The sequence below is a fragment of the Paenibacillus sp. FSL R7-0297 genome (genome assembly GCF_038009025.1).
In the GTDB taxonomy this organism is placed as follows: domain Bacteria; phylum Bacillota; class Bacilli; order Paenibacillales; family Paenibacillaceae; genus Paenibacillus_AQ.
In genome coordinates, this window is the sequence record NZ_JBBPAQ010000001.1 from 3,847,859 (window position 1) to 3,867,090 (window position 19,232).

The 19,232-nt window shown below is 51.6% G+C and carries 16 protein-coding genes; 13 read left to right on the forward strand and 3 right to left on the reverse strand.

Going from position 1 to position 19,232, the window contains the following annotated elements; all coding sequences use genetic code 11:
* The first annotated feature begins 31 nt into the window (after positions 1 to 31).
* The 13 genes from MKZ24_RS16890 (at position 32) to MKZ24_RS16950 (ending at position 15,338) form a co-directional block, all read left to right on the forward strand.
* Positions 32 to 673, forward strand: coding sequence for a tetratricopeptide repeat protein (locus MKZ24_RS16890; RefSeq protein ID WP_340784751.1), 642 nt, complete (start codon positions 32 to 34; stop codon positions 671 to 673).
* Between the two features lie 116 nt (positions 674 to 789).
* Positions 790 to 3,648, forward strand: coding sequence for an ATP-dependent DNA helicase DinG (gene dinG / locus MKZ24_RS16895; protein WP_042237586.1), 2,859 nt, complete (start codon positions 790 to 792; stop codon positions 3,646 to 3,648).
* A 230-nt stretch (positions 3,649 to 3,878) separates the two neighbouring features.
* Positions 3,879 to 4,532, forward strand: coding sequence for a redox-sensing transcriptional repressor Rex (locus MKZ24_RS16900; RefSeq protein WP_042237585.1), 654 nt, complete (start codon positions 3,879 to 3,881; stop codon positions 4,530 to 4,532).
* Complete coding sequence (locus MKZ24_RS16905) at positions 4,519 to 5,820, forward strand: amidohydrolase (RefSeq protein WP_042237582.1); 1,302 nt, start codon at positions 4,519 to 4,521, stop codon at positions 5,818 to 5,820. Before MKZ24_RS16900 ends, MKZ24_RS16905 begins: the two co-directional genes overlap by 14 nt.
* Before the next feature lie 26 nt (positions 5,821 to 5,846).
* Positions 5,847 to 6,368: a cell wall elongation regulator TseB-like domain-containing protein gene (locus MKZ24_RS16910; protein ID WP_339841613.1), complete on the forward strand. Its 522-nt coding sequence runs from the start codon at positions 5,847 to 5,849 to the stop codon at positions 6,366 to 6,368.
* A gap of 288 nt (positions 6,369 to 6,656) precedes the next feature.
* Positions 6,657 to 7,424: an aminoglycoside adenylyltransferase domain-containing protein gene (locus tag MKZ24_RS16915; protein ID WP_042237578.1), complete on the forward strand. Its 768-nt coding sequence runs from the start codon at positions 6,657 to 6,659 to the stop codon at positions 7,422 to 7,424.
* 614 nt (positions 7,425 to 8,038) lie between these two features.
* On the forward strand, positions 8,039 to 8,581 hold the full coding sequence (locus MKZ24_RS16920) for a hypothetical protein (RefSeq protein WP_340784761.1): 543 nt from the start codon (positions 8,039 to 8,041) through the stop codon (positions 8,579 to 8,581).
* The gene (locus MKZ24_RS16925; RefSeq protein ID WP_340784763.1) at positions 8,574 to 10,076 is read left to right on the forward strand and encodes an AAA family ATPase; all 1,503 of its coding nucleotides are present in this window, start codon (positions 8,574 to 8,576) and stop codon (positions 10,074 to 10,076) included. Before MKZ24_RS16920 ends, MKZ24_RS16925 begins: the two co-directional genes overlap by 8 nt.
* Positions 10,077 to 10,208: 132 nt before the next feature.
* Complete coding sequence (locus MKZ24_RS16930) at positions 10,209 to 11,081, forward strand: 3-hydroxyacyl-CoA dehydrogenase family protein (protein ID WP_042237572.1); 873 nt, start codon at positions 10,209 to 10,211, stop codon at positions 11,079 to 11,081.
* Positions 11,078 to 12,286 carry an acetate/propionate family kinase gene (locus MKZ24_RS16935; RefSeq protein WP_042237571.1) on the forward strand — a complete coding sequence of 403 codons (1,209 nt, stop codon included), beginning with the start codon at positions 11,078 to 11,080 and terminating at the stop codon, positions 12,284 to 12,286. Before MKZ24_RS16930 ends, MKZ24_RS16935 begins: the two co-directional genes overlap by 4 nt.
* A 21-nt stretch (positions 12,287 to 12,307) precedes the next feature.
* The gene (gene asnS / locus MKZ24_RS16940; protein WP_042237570.1) at positions 12,308 to 13,603 is read left to right on the forward strand and encodes an asparagine--tRNA ligase; all 1,296 of its coding nucleotides are present in this window, start codon (positions 12,308 to 12,310) and stop codon (positions 13,601 to 13,603) included.
* Positions 13,604 to 13,626: 23 nt separating this feature from the next.
* On the forward strand, positions 13,627 to 14,394 hold the full coding sequence (locus tag MKZ24_RS16945; protein ID WP_042237569.1) for a DnaD domain-containing protein: 768 nt from the start codon (positions 13,627 to 13,629) through the stop codon (positions 14,392 to 14,394).
* A 143-nt stretch (positions 14,395 to 14,537) separates the two neighbouring features.
* Positions 14,538 to 15,338, forward strand: coding sequence for an aminoglycoside N(3)-acetyltransferase (locus tag MKZ24_RS16950; protein WP_340784769.1), 801 nt, complete (start codon positions 14,538 to 14,540; stop codon positions 15,336 to 15,338).
* A 102-nt stretch (positions 15,339 to 15,440) separates the two neighbouring features.
* Here the strand turns inward: MKZ24_RS16950 and proC are convergent, their stop codons facing one another.
* From proC to proB, 3 genes are all read right to left on the reverse strand, one after another.
* On the reverse strand, positions 15,441 to 16,307 hold the full coding sequence (proC, locus tag MKZ24_RS16955) for a pyrroline-5-carboxylate reductase (protein WP_042237567.1): 867 nt from the start codon (positions 16,305 to 16,307) through the stop codon (positions 15,441 to 15,443).
* A 92-nt stretch (positions 16,308 to 16,399) separates the two neighbouring features.
* Positions 16,400 to 17,647, reverse strand: coding sequence for a glutamate-5-semialdehyde dehydrogenase (locus MKZ24_RS16960; protein ID WP_042237566.1), 1,248 nt, complete (start codon positions 17,645 to 17,647; stop codon positions 16,400 to 16,402).
* Between the two features lie 94 nt (positions 17,648 to 17,741).
* Positions 17,742 to 18,845, reverse strand: a complete 1,104-nt coding sequence (gene proB / locus MKZ24_RS16965; RefSeq protein ID WP_340784772.1) for a glutamate 5-kinase — start codon at positions 18,843 to 18,845, stop codon at positions 17,742 to 17,744.
* Between the last annotated feature and the right edge of the window lie 387 nt (positions 18,846 to 19,232).

Sequence of the window (19,232 nt, forward strand, 5' to 3'; positions counted from 1 at the left end):
GACTTCATTATCAGTAAGGGTGGGATGTCCGGTGTTTCAACATTTATTTGCTGAGATGAACAAGATGCTGCAGGAGATCAGTGCTGACTATCCTACTGCGGAGGGTGCCCGCCGCAACGACCTTTTATCCAAATATAATATGCTCCACAGGATCAGCGATGATGTAATGGATGAATGGCTGGCCTTTGCTGAGAAGCTTAGCCAGTTCCGCGATCAGGCAGATTTTCAGCCACAGCCGGAGCAGGAAATCCCTGAGGAGGAAGCGCCAGAGCTTGCTATGGATGCTTTTGTCAGGGGTCAGGGGTATTATAAGCTGCTTATGTACCGCAAATGTATTGAGCAGTTCAAGGAAGTCACTGCACGGCATCCGGACAGTCTGGCTGCCCGGCTGTATCTGGCCATGGCTTATCTGCAGGAGGGTGAAGGGGAGACGGCATGGGGGCATCTGAATCATATGCTCGGCCTCATCCGTGAAGCGAAGCTGAAGGCGATGATTTATAATGCGCTTGGCTGCATCAGAGCTTCTCAGGAACGTTTTAATGAAGCTAGTGAGCTGTTCAGTCTTTCTCTGCTGCATGATCCCGCTCTTCCTGAGCCGAACGTTAACCTGGAGGTTTGCCGCAAGCGGGGCGGGAAGCTTCAGTTCGGACAACAGCTGGTCTCGCTTTTATAATTAATATTCATCCATTCAAGCGATGTGGCCCTGCTTCACCAGGGTGTGCATCGCCTTTTTTCGTAACTTCTGTTATGCTGATAAAGAGTCTCAAGTGAAAGGGAATAGAACTTATAATGAAATTTGCCGTGCTTGATTTTGAAACTACGGGAACCCAATCTGTTGGAGAGATCATCCAGGTTGGCCTTGCCATTATAGAGGAAGACAGGTCCATCTCCCGGGTGTATGGTTCCTATGTCAAGCCCGGAGCACCCATTCCTCCTTTTATTACGGGCTTGACCGGAATTACAGACAGTGATGTGCAGGATGCGCCGGAACTTGATGAGATGATGATGGAACTGGTGCCGCTGCTCGATGATGTTGTGCTGGTTGGACATAATGTGGCGTTTGATTTTCATTTCTTGCAGAATGCGCTGGACCGCTGTGGTTATTTGCCGTTTCAGGGCCGGATTCTGGATACGATCGATTTTCTCAAAATATGCTTTCCCTCGCTGACTACCTATCAGCTTGGGTCCGTGAGCAGCCATTTCGGCCTTACGCATGAGCGTCCCCATCAGGCGGACAGTGATGCCCTCGCGACTGCGCTTGTGCTGCTGAAATGTCTGGAGGAGCTGGACAGCCTGCCTCTCCTGACCATCCAGCGGCTTAATGAGCTATTCGCCGATGAAGATAGTGACCTGGCCTGGTATTTCGACGGTCTGCTGCGTGAGCGCGAAATGGAGACCTTCCAGCCGGAAGGGGAGCTGACCTTCTACCGCCAGCTGGCCCTTGCTGTAGGCGACTGGGCAGAGCTGGCTCCTCCCCGGGAGGAAGGATCTGACAACCCTCTGCAGAATATTACCTTCAGGGAGTATATGGAAGAGGTAACCAAGCGCCTGAAGGATACCTTGCCGCAGTATGAGAGCCGTGAAGCCCAGGAACTGATGATCCAGGAGGTCATGACGGCGCTTGATCAGGATAAGCATCTGCTGATTGAAGCAGGAACCGGCACCGGCAAATCGCTGGGCTATCTCCTTCCAGCCATATATCACAGTGTGCGCAGTAATCAGAAGGTCATGGTCAGCACGCATACGATCAATCTTCAGGATCAGCTGCGTGAGCGCGACATCCCTCTTTTGACGAGTGTTGTGCCCTTCCCGTTCAAGGCAGCGATCTTTAAGGGGAGAGGTCACTATCTGTGTCTCCGCAAGTTTGAACATAGAATGAATAAAAGGGACTTCACAAGTCCCAGGGAAGAAGCGCTTACGGCCGCCCAGATGATGGTCTGGCTGACCCAGACGGAGACTGGCGATGATGAAGAGCTGAACTTAAGCGGACGCGGCGGTGATTTCTGGGAGACCGTAGCCAGTGATACCGACTCTTGTCTGGGACGCTCATGCCCATGGTTCCGGAAATGTTATTATCACCGGGCCAAGCATGAAGCCGGTATTTCCGATGTGGTGGTGACCAACCACTCCAAGTTATTCGCAGATGTTAAGGCCGGGCATCAGCTGCTTCCGGCTTACGAGCATCTCGTAATTGATGAGGCTCATCATCTGGAGGACATTGCCGGCAAACATCTCGGAATGCAGATGAAATATTTTACCGTGGCGCATACGCTCACCCGTCTGTACAAGGACAGCCGGAGCGGACAGCTGCCGGCCTTGCGCCAGACCCTGCAATCGTCCGGCAGTGAGCAGGCTTCGGAATGGAGCGGCGTTATCGACCGGATCTATCCGGATCTGCTTACTGTCAAGGAGTCCTGGGATACGCTCAGCGACAAGCTCTTCGGCTTGCTGCCTGAACGCAGCGATGCCGGAGCCGGTGAAGCCGGCCAACTGGTCGTACGCCTGCAGCCGGGCAAGAAGCCCAAAGAGTGGGAGGAGCTGGCCGCTCTGGAGAATACACTCCATCTCAGCTTGAGCGATATCATCCGCAAGGGTGATAAAATGCTCAGTGAGATGCGTGATACGGACAGTCAGTCCTCTTCGGACAGTCTTGTGACGGATATCGGCGGGTTGTTCAAGGACCTGGCCTCCATCCGGGAGCAGATCCGTTTCTTTATGGGACTGAATGACGAGAATATCGTGTACTGGCTGGAGGGGAGCGGCAATTACCGCGGCAAGTCGCTGCAGATGTATGCCGTTCCGGTGGATGTGAGCACTCAGCTCAGGGAACTGTTCTTCGATAAGAAGAAGAGTATCATCCTGACATCGGCTACCTTGTCTGTGGATAAGTCATTCCAGTTCATGATCGATAATCTCGGTCTTGGTGAGGCTGCAGAGCAGGGACGTCTACAGACAGCTCTGCTTCCGTCACCGTTCAAATACCGTGAGCAGGCACTGCTTGTCATTCCACGTGACTTCCCTAGTGTCAAGGGAAGCATTGGGGATGCCCGCTTTGTGGACACACTGGTTCATTCTCTGGCAGAAACTGCTGTGGCTACCCGCGGGCGGATGCTGGTGCTGTTCACCTCCTACAAGATGCTGCGCCAGGTCTATGATCCGCTCAAAGAAGCCCTGACTTCGCAGGATATCGCTGTGCTTGGACAAGGCGTAGAAGGCGGTAGCCGGAGCAAGCTGATCCGTCGGTTCCAGGACAGCTCGGCGTCAGTCTTACTGGGGACGAGCAGCTTCTGGGAAGGTGTAGACATTCCCGGGGATGCTTTGACCTGTCTGGCTATTGTCAGACTGCCGTTCCAGCCGCCCAATCATCCGCTGGCTGAAGCGAAGTCTGAGCTGCTTCAGGCACAGAAGAAGAATCCGTTCATGAAGCTGTCCGTCCCGCAGGCCGTAATCCGCTTCAAGCAAGGCTTCGGGCGGTTGGTACGCACCGCGCAGGACCGCGGAATCGTTATTGTATATGATACCAGGGTAATCGAATCTTATTATGGGAAGTATTTCCTGTATTCGCTGCCCGGACCCAAGATGGAGCATATGCTGACGGATCAGATCGTTCCGCGGATTGCAGAATGGCTTGAAGATGGCGGGGTTTAATAATCCGTCGGCGGCTGATATTATGTATAAGTAATTATTGTTCTGAAGTCCCGCGCTCCACGGCTCCTGCCTAAACGGGCAGGCCTGGAGCACGGTTCCTATAATCGGCTTAACAGCAGTGAAGCTTGATCAAGCAGCATATGCTTTCAAAACAAGCGTATGCTTACGAAGCAAGTTTTGCGAAGTCATTCAAGAAGTATATGCTATCAAAACTTTTAGGAGGAGAAAACATGAAATCGGATAAAATATCGGAGGCCGTCGTTCGCAGACTCCCAGTGTACCTGCGTTTCCTGAACGATCTCCAAAAACGTGAAATCTCAACAGTTTCTTCTCAGGAGCTGGGACAGAAGCTTGATCTCAACCCCGCCCAGATCCGCAAGGACCTGGCTTATTTTGGTGATTTTGGCAGAAAGGGCATTGGTTATGATGTCTCTTATCTGATTGAGAAGATCCGGCATATTCTGAAGCTGGACCAGCAGATTAATGTAGCTCTGGTAGGTGCAGGTAATCTCGGCCACGCCTTGTCGAATTACAATGCCTACTTGAAGGATACGATGAAGATTACAGCTGTATTTGATGCTTATGAGCCTAAGGTAGGCCAGCAGATCAACTCGTTGACTGTCCAGCCGATGAGTGAGCTGGGGGATACCATCCGTGCACAGGGCATCCGCATTGGGATTATTACCGTTCCGGACAGTGAAGCACAGAACGTTGCTGACATTCTGGTGGATTCGGGTATTGAGGCGATCCTGAATTTTGCTCCTGTAATTCTTAAGACTCCATCCAATATCCGGATTCATGCCGCCGATTTCACTACGGATTTGCAGAGTCTGGCTTATTATTTGCATGACGGAAAGGACGAAGCTGAAGATGAGCAGCAATAAAACCATTATTAAAGACGGCCGTTTTCTGGTTCCTGGCAGCGATAAGCCGGTGCTGAGCGGTTATATGACCATCGAAAATGATCTGATTACTTACATAGGTGAAGCGAAGCCTGTAATTGAAGAGGATGCCGAGGTTATTGACGGTAGCCGGCTGCTGTTCATGCCGGGTCTCGTCAACACCCACGGCCATGCGGCGATGTCGCTGCTGCGCGGCTACGGCGATGATATGGTGCTGCAGGCTTGGCTGCAGGAAAAAATGTGGCCGATGGAAGAGAAATTCACCGGTGAAGATGTATACTGGGGCACCTCACTATCCGTTCTTGAGATGCTGAAGGGCGGCACTACGACCTTCCTCGATATGTATGATCATATGGACCGGGTTGCTGAGGTTACGGAGCAGTCAGGCATCCGTGCAGTACTTATGCGCGGTGTTATTGGCCTGTGTCCGGAAGAGGTGCAGAACCACAAGCTGGCGGAGGCGATTGCTTTTGCCCGGAACTGGCATGGCAAGGCTGACGGCAGAATTACTGCAATGCTCTCGCCCCATGCGCCTTACACCTGTCCTCCGCAGTTTTTCATGAAGTTTGTTCAGGCGGCACATGATCTTGATCTGCCGATGCACACGCATATGTCCGAAACGCGCCATGAAGTGGAGCAGAATGTGGCCGATTACGGCCTGCGACCGGTCGCGCATCTGGAGAAGCTGGGAATGTTCACCCGGCCGTCCCTGATCGCCCACGGTGTTCATCTGAACGATGAAGAGATTGAGATTCTGGCCCGCCATAATGTTGGCGTATCTCATAATCCCGGCAGCAACCTTAAGCTGGCCAGCGGAGTAGCCCGTGTTCCTGAGCTGCTTAGAGCAGGAGTTAAGGTCTCCCTGGGTACGGACGGCGCGGCAAGCAACAACAATCTGGATATGTTTGAGGAAATGCGGCTGGCCGCGCTGATTCATAAAGGCGTAAGCGGTGATCCAACGGCAGTACCTGCTCCTGAGGCGCTGCTCATGGCGACAGAATATGGTGCACATTCGATTTTCCTGAACCAGGTAGGCCGGCTTGCAGCAGGGATGAAGGCTGACTTCATTGCGATTGATATTGATCAGCCGCATTTGCTGCCGCATACCGACCTCTTGTCCCATGCCGTGTATTCGGCTAGTGCCAAGGATGTGGAACATGTCTGGGTCAACGGTAAACAGATTGTGAAGCACGGACAATGTCTGACACTAGATGAAGAGGCTATCCGCCGCAAAGCGCAGGAAACGTTCGAAGGACTGCTGAAACGGTAATTTAGGTTATTTGGAAAGGAAGCTGCATGTTGAAGAAGAGGAGAAAATGGCTTCCGCTGGGGATTTCCCTGGTTCTGCTCCTTCTGTTCGGACTAAGCCAGTTTTATGCCTACATTATGAAGGATCAGTGGAACGAGCGGAGTGAAGCCAAAGAGATTGCCAGAGCACGGGCTGGCTTAACTGAGGTATCCAAAGCACAGAAATCCGTCTGGGATGAAAATGCGATTTACTGGGTGCTTACCGGAAAAAATGATGCTGGAACCGAGCTGATGGTTTGGGTCCGCTTTACCAAGGAAGGCCAGCCAGCCGGAGGCGAAAATGATTTATATGCGGAGGAGCTCAGCAAAGGGACTTCGGAGGCGCAGATCCGTGATAGTATAGCTGCCCAGCTTCCGGGTATTACGATTAAACGGCTGCTGCCGGGAGTGTATAACGGAGAATATGCCTGGCAGCTGTTCTACAAAAAGGACGGCAGGTTCTATTACAGCTTCTATCGCTTCACAGACGGCAGTGCCATCGGTGAAGGGTATAGCCTGCCCAACCGGTAAGCGGCAGCAAGAATGGACTACAGCAGGAGCGGGGGGACAGTTGAACTGTTCTCCCGCTTTTTTAAATGGTTCTTCAAGGGAGAGAACAATCTATAACCATTCTTGGACTTGTAGCCTACTTGGAGCTATGGCTTAATAATAGGGGAGGAATAGATGAATCCATTTCGATGGCTTGACAGCTGGATAGCATCTCAGTATATGCGATGATACATACCGGATTGTCATATCGGAAGTATTCATTCCCGGCATCTGCTTCAACCATAACTGACATTCAGGAGGATCACGAAGTTGGAAATTCTAGCCTATTTAGATCAGGCGGTAACGTTGTTCAAAGAGGAGCTGGGGACAAATTTGTCCGGGATTTATCTGCACGGTTCGCTGGCGATGGGCTGCTTTCATCCGGATAAAAGTGATATTGATCTGCTGATTGTCATACACGACAAGCTGCCTGTAGAGGTCAGCCGGAAACTGGCCAAGAAAGTGATAGCTTATCACGACAGTCTGCCTAACCAGCGCGGGATTGAGCTAACTGTTGTACTGAAGCAATACCTGAAGAACTTTGTACATCCTACTCCTTTTGAGTTTCATTTCTCGGACTTTCATCTGGACCGGTACAGAAAGGATGAGCATTATCTGTGCGGCGGTTATGAGGATAGAGATCTTGCGGCTCAATTTGCCGTAGTCTATCAGCGGGGATTTATTTTGTACGGCGAACCTATCCGCGATGCGTTTCTGCCGGTGGACCGGCAATATTACCTGGATTCTATCCTTGGTGATATTGGGGATGCAGCTCAGCAAATCATAGATTCTCCAGTGTACTACACACTGAATTTGTGCCGGGTGCTGTATTTTGTGCGGGAAGAAGCTGTGTCTTCCAAAAAGGAAGGCGGGGAGTGGGGCCTGCAGCATTTGCCGGCTAAATATCACGGATTGCTTAAGCAATGCCTGGATGAATATAGCGGAGGGATAAGCGGCGGCGGATATGATCATGCGTTATTAATTGATTATGCAGAATACATGGCCGGCGAAATCAGACAGCATCAAGCTAAAGTGTAAATTCAAACTATCGCTGAGTGAAGCGGACTGAGAAGCCCCTATTTCTTCTAAAAAGCTTATTTTGGCATCAAAGCGGACTGAGATTCTGTTATCTTGTTCATTTGAGCCTGAAATGGGTTGTAATCGGTCAATTAACGGAACCTGAGTCCGCTGGGCCCGCAAATCCGCCTAATCTGCACAATTAACGGAACCTGAGTCCGCACCAGCGGCAGACGGATAATGGAAGCGTCGACCCTCACAAAGAGGGTAAAGCCGCTTCAGCTTTGGTCCTGGAGGAATTAATGCGACTCCTAAGTCCATGTCATACAAAAAGAGAGCGCCACAGGCATATATTGCCTAGAGGGCGCTCTTTTTCTGTTACCCTACCAGCAAAGCTAAATCTGTCCACATGTATTGCCGATAAGAAAGATAATCTACTGGATCATCCAGAAATTAGAATCAAAAATTTTAAATATATTCACACTTTTATGTAAAATGGTATATACACTTATGATATACTACTACTTGTATCAAGACATGCTTAAGAGCATGTCAGTCTCGGAAGGGCGCTAGACACGCTAGTTTGGTCATTATTATAGATTTATGCTCGGTCATTTTTGAGAGGAGGACGTTTCTTGAAACTGCGTCTTATGCCTGTACTGCTAACGTCTCTGCTGTCCGCTGCTTTGTTATTCAGTGGCTGGTATTCGTACCGCCAGTTCGCTGTGCAGGAGCCGCTGCAAAAGCTTGTGTCATCCTATGAGGGAGTGAAGGATTCCCATATTAGTATTAAACGCAATGAGGTTACTTTGAAACTTGATTTGCAGCCAGGCACGAAATTACGTGAGCTCGTGCAGTATGTATCCAAAGAGGGCAGCTCAGCTATCAACGGCCGGACGCTCAAATTGGATGTGCAGCAGAACTCCAGCGCTTTGCTGGATGAGTATTGGGATAAAGCCATGTTCTCTGTTGCAGAGGCGATGGAGAGCCGGAAGTATACATTAATACCTGCCAAGCTGGATGGTCTGAAGACGCAAGACAGCAAGTACAGCGGGGTTACAGCAACAACGGAAATTGATGACAACAACGTGTATGTGAGTCTAAGCAACGGTACAGAGAGTAAGTTCATCATTCTGCCGCGTGCGGCGGCTACGATGGGAGTGTGGAACAATGCCTAAGTATTGGAAAGAGGTGCTGGCCGGATTTGTTCCGGTCATGCTGATTTTTATGGTTTTTGTCGGGATTAACATTTTCCCTGTGATTATTGCATTCGGCATGGTCATTGCTCTCCTGTTTATTGCCCACGCACGCGGCGGTCTGACGGTAAATGCAGGCGCAGATAAGAAACGTAAGAAGAATGGGCCCTCCAAGCTGACTTTTGAAGAAATCGGCGGCCAGGACAACGCTAAGCAGGAATTGCGGGAAGCACTGGACTTTCTGATCCGGCATGAAGAAATCAGCAAATTCGGGATTCGCCCGCTGAAGGGGATTCTGCTGACCGGCCCTCCGGGAACCGGCAAGACGCTGATGGCCAAGGCTGCGGCACATTATACCAACTCAGTTTTTGTGGCTGCATCAGGCAGTGAGTTCGTGGAAATGTATGTCGGTGTCGGCGCCGGACGTGTCCGTGATTTGTTCAAGGATGCCCGTACCCGTGCGCTTAAGGAAAATAAGCAAAGTGCCATTATTTTTATCGATGAGATTGATGTCATCGGCGGCAAGCGTGAAGGCGGACAGCAGCGTGAATACGATCAGACGCTTAATCAGCTGTTGACCGAGATGGACGGGATCTATAACAATGAAACCCCGCGCATTCTGCTGGTAGCAGCAACGAACCGCAAGGAAATGCTGGACTCCGCACTGCTTCGTCCGGGCCGGTTCGACCGTCACATCCATGTGGACATGCCGGACAAGAAAGGCCGCAAGTCGATTCTCGATCTGCATGCCAAGAACAAACCGCTGCATGAAACGGTAAGTCTGGATAAAATCGCCGAGGAAGCTTATGGCTTCTCAGGTGCGCAGCTGGAAAGCGTGATGAACGAAGCGGCGATTTACATGATGCGTGAGAATCTGACCCAGGTAGAGCAGCGTCATCTCTCGATGGCCATTGACAAAGTGATGATGGGTGAGAAGACCGACCGGGAAACGAATCATGAAGAGAAACAGCGGGTAGCGATTCATGAGCTGGGACATGCTATTATGGCTGAACTGCTGCGTCCGGGAAGCGTTAGCCAGGTTACTCTGACTCCGCGTGGACAGGCTCTCGGATATGTAAGACATAATCCGCAGACCGAGCAGTATTTGTACACGAAGGATTATCTGGAGAATCAGATCATGATTGCCCTGGGCGGAGCAGCTGCCGAAGAGATGTATTACGGCGGACGCAGTACCGGTTCACGCGGAGACTTTGACCAGGCGCTGAATATTGTAGAGACGATGATGAAGTCAGGACTCACCTCTCTCGGAATAGCGAATCTGCAAATGGTAACCACTGAAGAGCTGATGAAAGAGAATAGTAAAATTCTGGATGAACTGATGGTCCGCACGAATGACCTGCTCAATAAGCAAAGAAATGTATTTGATTACTCTCTTGACATTTTAATGAAGGAAGAAGTTCTCTCCGGAGAGCAATTTCGTTGTCAATTTCGTGACAGTGTCCTTTTACCGGCATAATTCTTTATGCCGGTTATTTTTTTTTACTTTTCAGACATGCTAAGATATCATTATATGTCGGGCTACATATTTTTTACGACAGACAAGGTACAATACAAAAGTATAGATACCTGAAAGGATGGAGACTTTTAAATGAACTTTAAAAAAATTGGTGTCATCGGCGGTGGCACAATGGGTCAAGGGATTGCTGAAATGCTGGCAGCCAAGGGCCTGGATGTAATGCTGGTGGAGAAAACTGCAGACAGACTGAACTACTCCTACGAAATGATCGAGACCAGTCTCGACAAGCAGCTGGAGAAATGGGCTATTACCCAAGCGGAGAAGAAGCTTATTCTTAGCCGTATCCAGAAAGTAACACATTTCGCTGAACTGAGCTCGTGCGATATGGTCATTGAGACCATCGTTGAAGATCTGGAAGCGAAGCAAAAGGTATTCAATCAGCTCGATCAGGTGTGTCCGAGCCACATTATCCTTGCCAGCAACACGTCAACTTTAAGTTTGACTGAGCTTGCAAGCTCGACAATGTATCCGGAACGCGTAATCGGCATGCACTTCATACATCCTGTAGCGAAGGTTGATCTGGTTGAAATTGTGCGCGGACTGAAAACTTCCGACAGCACTTTTGAAGATACCAAAACTTTTGTTGATGAGATCGTTGAGAAAAAAGGCGTTATGATTTATGAATCCCCCGGATTTGTAAGCTCACGCCTCATTTGCCTGTTCATCAACGAGGCTATGCACGTTCTGCAGGAAGGTGTTGCTTCCCCTGAAGATATTGACGATGCTATGCGTATCGGTTATCAGTTCCAGAACGGGCCGCTTGAAATGGCAGACCGCTTTGGTCTGGACTCCGTCCTTGCCGCACTTGAGAACATGTTCCGCGAATACGGCGAGCTGAAGTATCGTCCTTCAACGATTCTTAAGAAGATGGTACGTGCAGGACAACTGGGTGCGAAATCGGGCGAAGGCTTCTTCAAGTATGACAAGGATGGTGACCGTATATGAATATTTTAGTAATTAACTCCGGCAGCTCTTCATTGAAATACCAGCTGTACAATATGACTGATGAATCTGTACTTGCCAAAGGTCTGGTAGAACGGATCGGAATGGATTCCTCCATTCTGAACCATAAGCCAACCGGCAAACAGGAAGTAACAGAAGTAAGTGAAATTCTTGAACACAACACGGCAATCCGCAAAGTGCTTGCTTGTCTGACTGACAAAGAGCATGGCGTGATTGCTTCCATTAACGAAATCAATGCTGTCGGCCACCGTGTAGTACACGGGGGGGAATTCTTCAAAGCTTCCGCACTTGTGGATGCAGATGCGAAGACAAAGATCCGCCAGCTGTTTGACCTTGCGCCGCTGCATAACCCGGCTGCGATGATGGGGATTACGGCAACTGAAGTGAATATGCCTGGAGTACCGCAGGTTGTTGTATTTGACACTGCCTTCCACCAGACGATGCCAGAGAAGGCTTATATGTATGCTATTCCAAGAGTGCTGTACAACAAATACAAAGTCCGCCGCTACGGCGCACACGGAACTTCCCACGATTTCGTCAGCAAAGCTGCTGCAGATTATCTGGACCGTCCTCTGGGCGAACTTAAGATTATCACTTGCCACATCGGTAACGGTGCCAGCGTAACTGCAGTTGCTGGCGGAGTGTCGGTAGATACTTCCATGGGTATGACTCCGCTTGAAGGCCTGATGATGGGTACACGCAGCGGTGACCTTGACCCGGCAATCGTTCCTTATGTGATGAACAAGGAAGAGCTGTCTGTCGGTGAAGTGAATTCCATGCTGAATAAGCACAGCGGACTGCTGGCTATTTCTGGCGTTAGCAGTGACATGCGTGATATTATTGACGGTGCGGAGAAAGGCGAGCCTAATTCTACGCTTGCTTTTGAAATGTATGAGTACCGTTTGCGTAAATACATCGGCTCTTATGCAGCTGCTATGAACGGCGTAGATGTGATCGTGTTTACTGCCGGTGTGGGCGAGAATGCTTCCCTGCTGCGTGAAAAAGTACTGAACAATCTTACGTTCCTCGGAATCGAACTGGATGCAGAAGCGAACAAGGTTCGCTCCGGCGATCCGCGCCGCATTTCTACGGCTGGTTCCAAGGTTCAGGTGCTTGTGGTTCCGACAAACGAAGAGCTTGTCATTGCACGCGATACTTACAGTATTGTGCAAGGAATTAACGGCTAAATTAGAGGAGAGATCTTAGGCATGGCTAACAAGAGTGTAATCAAGAGCGTGAATGAGCATGTCGGAGAGAGCGTTGTTATCGGCTGTTGGGTTAACAACAAGCGCTCCAGCGGTAAAATTCAGTTCCTGCAGCTTCGGGATGGTACAGGCTATATCCAGGGCGTTGTGGTCAAATCGGAAGTACCTGAGCAGGTCTGGGATGATGCCAAGAGCCTAACTCAGGAAAGCTCGCTGTATGTTACCGGAATTATCCGTGAAGAGCCCCGCAGCCAGTCAGGTTATGAAATGACGGTTACAGGCATAGAGGTATTGCATCTTACTGAGAATTATCCGATTACGCCCAAGGAGCATGGTGTCGACTTCCTAATGGATCATCGTCATCTCTGGCTGCGTTCTTCCAAGCAGCGGGCAGTAATGGTGATTCGTGCAGAGATTATCCGTGCGGTTCAGCAGTTCTTCAATGAGAGTGGATTCACGAAGGTTGACCCGCCGATTCTGACACCAACGTCAGCTGAAGGGACGACCAACCTGTTCCATACGAAGTACTTCGAAGAGGATGCGTACCTGACCCAAAGCGGACAGCTGTACATGGAAGCCGCAGCTATGGCACTTGGACGCGTATATTCCTTCGGACCTACCTTCCGTGCGGAGAAATCCAAAACCCGCCGCCACTTAATCGAGTTCTGGATGATTGAACCGGAGATGGCGTTCACTGATCATGAAGAAAGCCTGCGCGTGCAGGAAGATTTCATCAGCTTTGTGGTACAGTCTGTACTTACGAACTGTCGTGCTGAGCTGGAAGCGGTTGGCCGCGATGTCTCGAAGCTTGAGAACATCAAAGCGCCGTTCCCGCGTATTTCTTACGATGATGCGATCAAGTTCCTGAATGAAAAAGGCTATGAAATCGCCTGGGGCGATGATTTCGGTGCACCTCATGAAACGGCTATTGCCGAAATGAGCGACAAGCCGGTCTTCATTACCCACTATCCGGCTTCGTTCAAAGCCTTCTACATGAAGCCGCATCCTGAGCGTCCAGAAGTGGTGCTGTGCGCGGATATGATCGCTCCTGAAGGCTACGGTGAGATTATCGGCGGATCACAGCGTATCGACGATCCAGCGCTCCTGGAAGCCCGTTTCAAGGAACATAATCTTTCGATGGATACCTACAAATGGTACATGGATCTCCGCACTTACGGTTCCGTTCCTCACTCCGGCTTCGGTCTGGGGCTGGAGCGTACCGTGGCCTGGATTTGCGGTCTGGACCATGTGCGTGAAACGATTGCCTTCCCTCGTACGCTGTACCGTCTTTACCCGTAAGGATGGGCAAAGGGGGCTTAAGTATGGACGGAAAAGGATGGAATACCTGGGGCGAAGGCGTAGCCTTCGGCCTGGAGAACGGAATGGCCGTCATTCCTTATGCACTCTTGAAATATTACCGGAAGTTGAATCTGACCGGCAGTGAAGCAATGCTGCTGATTCATCTGCTCTCGTTCCGGCAAGTGGAGGGAATTGATTTCCCTTCGCTCGAGGAGCTGCAGGCCGTAACTGGACGCAGTATCTCAGTGATTGCCGGTGAGCTGCAGAAGCTCATGAAGGAAGGATTCATCAGCATCGACGGAGATAACGACGAGCTTCGCGATATCCATTATGAACGCTACAACTTCTCCGGACTGTATGGTAAGCTCGGTGCTTATCTGGCCGAAGTCTCGCAAGAGTATTCGGAGGAGAAGCGAAGCCGAGCTGAGAGTGAGCCTGGTTCCAGAGCTGCTGCCCATTATTCCGGGTCACCTGCTCCGGAGGGCGGTTATGGCCGGCCGGCCGCGCCGGGGGGCACGGAAACCGAGGAGAGCCGCAGTCTGTTCAGTATTTTCGAGAAGGAATTCGGCCGTCCGCTGTCTCCGATGGAATGTGAGTCGATTTCCGGCTGGGTCGATGAGGACAGGTATCCAGAAGAGCTGATTCTGCTTGCACTGAAGGAATCTGTCTTCGCCGGGAAAGTCCATTTCCGCTATATTGACCGCATTCTGCTGGAATGGGCCCGCAACCGGGTGAAGAATGCCCAGGATGTCAAAGCCTATTCCCAGAAATTCCGCAGCGGCGGAAGATGAAATTATAACGTTACCATGCCTGTCATAGAATGAAGTGAATTCAAGGGCACTGCTTTCCAGGGTACACCGGAGACAACCCCGCAGCTTACTGCGGGGTTGTCTTTTTGGTATATATATTGAGTTCAGAAAAGGGAGTGGAGCGTATGACCGAACGTAAAGAACCCAGGCAGATCCTTACAAAGGAAGAGCTGGTGGAACAATTAAGGGCTTGCGGGATCAAGGAAGGACAGAGCTTGATAGTACATGTATCCCTCAGCCGACTGGGTTTCGTGATTGGCGGGGCGGAGACGTTAATTCGTGCGCTGCTGGAGCTTGTCGGTGTGAACGGCACCCTGATGATGCCTTCGCAGACCTGGAAGAATCTCGATCCTGAGACCGGGGTGCACTGGGAAGAGCCTGCGGAGTGGTGGCCGCTCATTCGTAAGCACTGGCCTGCGTACGACAAGGAAGTTACTCCGGCGATCGGGATGGGAGTAGTGGCAGAAATGTTCCGGAAATGGCCGGGAGCCACCAGATCGGATCATCCGGCCCGTTCTTTTGCCGCGCTTGGCAAACATGCGGAGTATCTGGTAAAAGACCATGATCTGAGCAATATCTTTGGCGCCGGTTCACCCCTGGACAAATTGTATCAGCTGAACGGGCATATTCTTCTGGTGGGCGTAGGCTATGACAAGAATACATCGCTGCATCTGGCCGAGACCCGAGCTGACTATCCGGGGAAGCAGATGGTTAATGAGAGCAGTGCTGTTTTGGTGAATGGTGTCCGCGAGTGGTTAACTTACCCGACACAGGCAGTGGATGACAGTGATTTTGTCCCATTGGGGCAGGAGTATGAGCAGGCGGTGAATCTGCAGATTCACCGGGCCGGGAATGCAGAGGTAAGATTAATGGAACTCAGGTCATTGGTAGATTGGGCAACGGTTTGGATGGAGCAGCACAGGTAGGGGGAAGGCAGACAACAAATAGCCCGCAGATGCTTCAGGGAAGCGGTCTGCGGGCTGTTTTGTGGAGATAGGGTTAATGTAACATGAACAAATGCTAAAGAATTATTGCAGCTCTTTCTCCAAAGCCGATCCCATTTCACGGGAACGCTCGGCACAGCGGTTAACTGCAGCGATGACCGTTTCGAAAAAATCTCCGCGTTCCAGCACTTCAATCGCGGCTTGGGTAGAGCCGTTCGGCGAGGTGACCTTCTTGCGGAGCGCGGCAGGTTCTTCACCCGTCTGCTGCACCATCCGGGCAGCTCCCAGCACGGTCTGAACCGTAAGCTCGCGGCTCTGCTCAACCGGCAGTCCGCCGCGGATGCCGGCGGCAATCATGGCCTCCATCATGTAGTAGATATAGGCCGGGCCGCTGCCGGAAATTCCTGTTAAGGTTTCCATCCGCTCCTCATCAATTACGGCTGTTAACCCGACAGCTTCGAAGATATTAAGGGCTGTGCGGCGGCTCTGCTCGTCAACCTCCCTGGAGAAGGCTATGCCGGTTGCACCCAGTCCGATGGAGCTGGAGGTGTTGGGCATCGAGCGGACTACAGGCTGCTGTGTACCCAGCAGACCCTGTATGGTGCGGATCGTAAGTCCGGCAATCACGGAGATCACGAGCTGATCCGGTGACAGCAGCGGGCCCAGATTACGCAAGGCTTCTGCAGCATCCTTAGGTTTCATCGCAAGCACAATTACAGGAGCTGTACGCAGAGCTTCTGTTTTTTGCTCAGGAGCATTGTAACCCAGAACACCATAACGGCTGCGTAGTTCAGCCAGACGTTCGCTGCTGCTGCGGTTTAGCATGATGATTTTGCCGGATTCCACTACGTTCCGGGTGATCATTCCGCGCACAATTGCTTCAGCCATCGAGCCTGCGCCATAAAAAACGATATTAATATTGAGAAGTGGAATGGATGGTTGCTGACACATGGCTGGTAGTCCCCCTAAAAGTTATGTTAGCTTAGGATCTCTGCAGTTTCCCGCTTCTGCTTCCCCTAAAACTTGTATCCGAAGCCACTTGCTTATCCCCTTATTTGGCCGGAGCCATGGATAATGTACTTGCATGAAGTCAGCGCAGGCAACCCCATCGGGCCGCGGGCGTGCAGCTTCTGGGTGCTGATCCCGATTTCGGCACCAAAGCCGAATTCAAAGCCGTCAGTGAATCGGGTGGACGCGTTATGATATACAGCGGCAGCATCCACTTCCTGCAGGAAATGGGCGGCATTCGCGGCATCCTCGGTCACAATGCACTCGGAATGTTTGGTACTGTACTCAGCGATATGCCCGAGAGCCGTTTCAAGAGTGTCCACGATTTTGACATTGAGAATATAGTCATTGTATTCCGTGGCGAAATCCTGCGGTGTAACCGGCAGAGCCCAAGGGACAAGAGCGATTGTAGCCGGACAGCCGCGTAACTCCACATGGACACCGCGGAAGGCCTCCGCCAAAGCCGGCAGGTGATTGGCGGCAAAATCACGGTGAACGAGTAAGGTCTCCATAGAGTTGCAGACAGAAGGACGCTGCGCCTTCGCATTCAGGCTGATCCGCTGCGCCATCCCGGGTTCGGCAGTGGCATCCAGATAAGTATGGCATATGCCTGCACCTGTTTCAATTACCGGTACCGTGGCGTTAAGCACGACATTCTGAATGAGTGAACTTCCGCCGCGCGGAATGATGACATCCAGCAGACCATTCAGCTTCAGCATTTCATCCACAGAGGAACGGTCCGGATCTTCGATCAGCTGAAGGGCATCAGGCGGCACTGCAGTTCCCGCCAAAGCTCGGTGCAGTACCTCTGCGATCGCACGGTTAGAGGAAAGAGCGGACGAGCCGCCACGCAGGACCACGGCATTGCCAGTTTTGAGGCACAGGCCCGCAGCGTCAACGGTTACGTTCGGACGGGCCTCATAGATGATGCCGATAACGCCAAGCGGAACGCGGACCTTCTCGATGAAAAGGCCGTTCGGGCGTTCGATGGTTTCCAGATTGTCACCAATCGGATCCGGCAGTACGGCGATCTGCCGCAAGCCTTCGGCTATGCTGTCAATCCGGCCTGCATCCAGTGCCAGCCGGTCGAGCATCGACTCCGGTGTGCCGTTTAGCCGCCCGCGATTCAAGTCCTCGGCGTTGGCGGCAATAAGATAATCCGCTTCAGCGCGCAGGGCTGCGGCCATGACAAGCAGCGCTTCATTCTTCTGACCGGTAGTCAAGCTTGCGAGTACCCCTGTGGTCGCTTTGGCCAGCGTCGTTTTGTTTACCACTTCACTCATGACGATTCCCCCTAAAAGTTATGTTGGCATTATGCATCTATGAAACTGATTCGTACAAAACTCATTTTGAAAGCATACGCTAAGTATGGTGAGCTTACCGAAGTGTGATCCATTCGTCGCGGTGGATAACCTCGAGCCGGTGCACTTCGCCGAGTCTTGGGACAACCTCGCGGCTGGGAAGCCCCTGGATGCTGCGGAGCTGGGTATCATCATAATTGACGATGCCCCGTCCTAGCAGTTTGGCATCCGGGCCGAGTACTTCTACAACATCTCCGGAATGGAAGCTGCCCTCGATTCGTCTGACCCCGACCGGCAGCAGGCTATGGCCTCCATGCAGCAGAGCTTCTACCGCGCCGTCGTCAACATACAGGGAGCCCAGCGGGGTGGACATGAATCCAAGCCATTGTTTCTTGACAGGCAGGGAGGAGAGGGTTGTGGCAAAATATGTGCCTTTGCCTGTGCCTTCAGCTGCCAGTGAAAGATCACCAGGCTCCGTAACTCTGCCTACAAAGACAGGAACGCCTCCCCGAGTGGCAATCTTGGCAGCATCGATCTTCGAACGCATGCCGCCAGTGCCTACGCTTGAGCCAGCGCCGCCTGCAATAGCATAGATCTCCGGTGTAATCTCTTCTATATGCTGGTACCGGACTGCATCCGGATGCTTGCGAGGGTCCCCGCTGTATACGCCGTCCATATCCGTCAGGACCAACAGCCGTGAGGCCTTCAGGAGATTGGCGACGAGCGCCGACAGGGTATCATTATCACCGAATTTCAATTCGTCTACCGATACAGTGTCATTCTCGTTGAACACGGGTACTGCGCCCTGCCGGAGCAGCTCCTCCACAGTCATCATGGCGTTGTTCATGGCGCGGCGGCTGCAGAAGTCCGTGCGGGTCAGAAGAATCTGTGCTGTAGGAATACCGTGCCCGGCAAAGGCTTCTTGATAAGCCTGCATGAGCATAACCTGTCCTACCGCTGCTGCGGCCTGCTTCTCGTGCAGCAGCTTGGGGCGGGAGGGATAGCCGATAGCACGGAATCCGGCCGCCACCGCTCCTGAGGTAACCAGAAGAACTTCACAGCCTTGCTTACGGAGTGCGGCAATCTCGGCGGCGAAGAAGGCGACCGCAGACCGGTTCAATCCGCCCTCAGGGCCGCTCAGTGAGCTGCTGCCGATTTTGACCACGATTCTTGTCGTCATTGTCTTTCACTTTCCTCTCAAATTTCAATCGCTGTAAGCCCGAAAATGACAAAAAGCCCCCATCCTTAGACTTAGCAAAGGACGAAAGCTTGGTTAACTTCCGCGGTACCACCTTCATTGATGAGGGTTCATCCGACTTCATTCTCGTAACGGGAGTATCCGTCCTGCTGGGCAGGCCGCTCGGGGGTAGGATTCGGAATGGACATCCGCGGTAAATTCTCCCAGCCTTCCGGAATTTACTCTCTGCGCGCGAATCATTGTCAATTCTTACTGGTCCCGTCTGCACGTTTCACTATTTGTCATTTAGGATACCATGGCCAAGCAGGGTTTGCAAAGAGCCGTCCTGCGAATTTTTTTGGGATGGAGGGGAGCAAAATTAATGTTTGA

Coding starts and splice junctions, on each gene's coding strand:
- MKZ24_RS16905 (WP_042237582.1), top strand. CDS start 4,519: ATGAGCAGCAATAAAACCATTATTAAAGACGGCCGTTTTCTGGTTCCT.
- MKZ24_RS16925 (WP_340784763.1), top strand. CDS start 8,574: ATGCCTAAGTATTGGAAAGAGGTGCTGGCCGGATTTGTTCCGGTCATG.
- asnS (WP_042237570.1), top strand. CDS start 12,308: ATGGCTAACAAGAGTGTAATCAAGAGCGTGAATGAGCATGTCGGAGAG.
- MKZ24_RS16960 (WP_042237566.1), bottom strand. CDS start 17,647: ATGAGTGAAGTGGTAAACAAAACGACGCTGGCCAAAGCGACCACAGGG.
- MKZ24_RS16900 (WP_042237585.1), top strand. CDS start 3,879: ATGAAATCGGATAAAATATCGGAGGCCGTCGTTCGCAGACTCCCAGTG.
- MKZ24_RS16945 (WP_042237569.1), top strand. CDS start 13,627: ATGGACGGAAAAGGATGGAATACCTGGGGCGAAGGCGTAGCCTTCGGC.
- proB (WP_340784772.1), bottom strand. CDS start 18,845: ATGACGACAAGAATCGTGGTCAAAATCGGCAGCAGCTCACTGAGCGGC.
- MKZ24_RS16935 (WP_042237571.1), top strand. CDS start 11,078: ATGAATATTTTAGTAATTAACTCCGGCAGCTCTTCATTGAAATACCAG.
- proC (WP_042237567.1), bottom strand. CDS start 16,307: ATGTGTCAGCAACCATCCATTCCACTTCTCAATATTAATATCGTTTTT.
- MKZ24_RS16950 (WP_340784769.1), top strand. CDS start 14,538: ATGACCGAACGTAAAGAACCCAGGCAGATCCTTACAAAGGAAGAGCTG.
- dinG (WP_042237586.1), top strand. CDS start 790: ATGAAATTTGCCGTGCTTGATTTTGAAACTACGGGAACCCAATCTGTT.
- MKZ24_RS16930 (WP_042237572.1), top strand. CDS start 10,209: ATGAACTTTAAAAAAATTGGTGTCATCGGCGGTGGCACAATGGGTCAA.
- MKZ24_RS16910 (WP_339841613.1), top strand. CDS start 5,847: ATGTTGAAGAAGAGGAGAAAATGGCTTCCGCTGGGGATTTCCCTGGTT.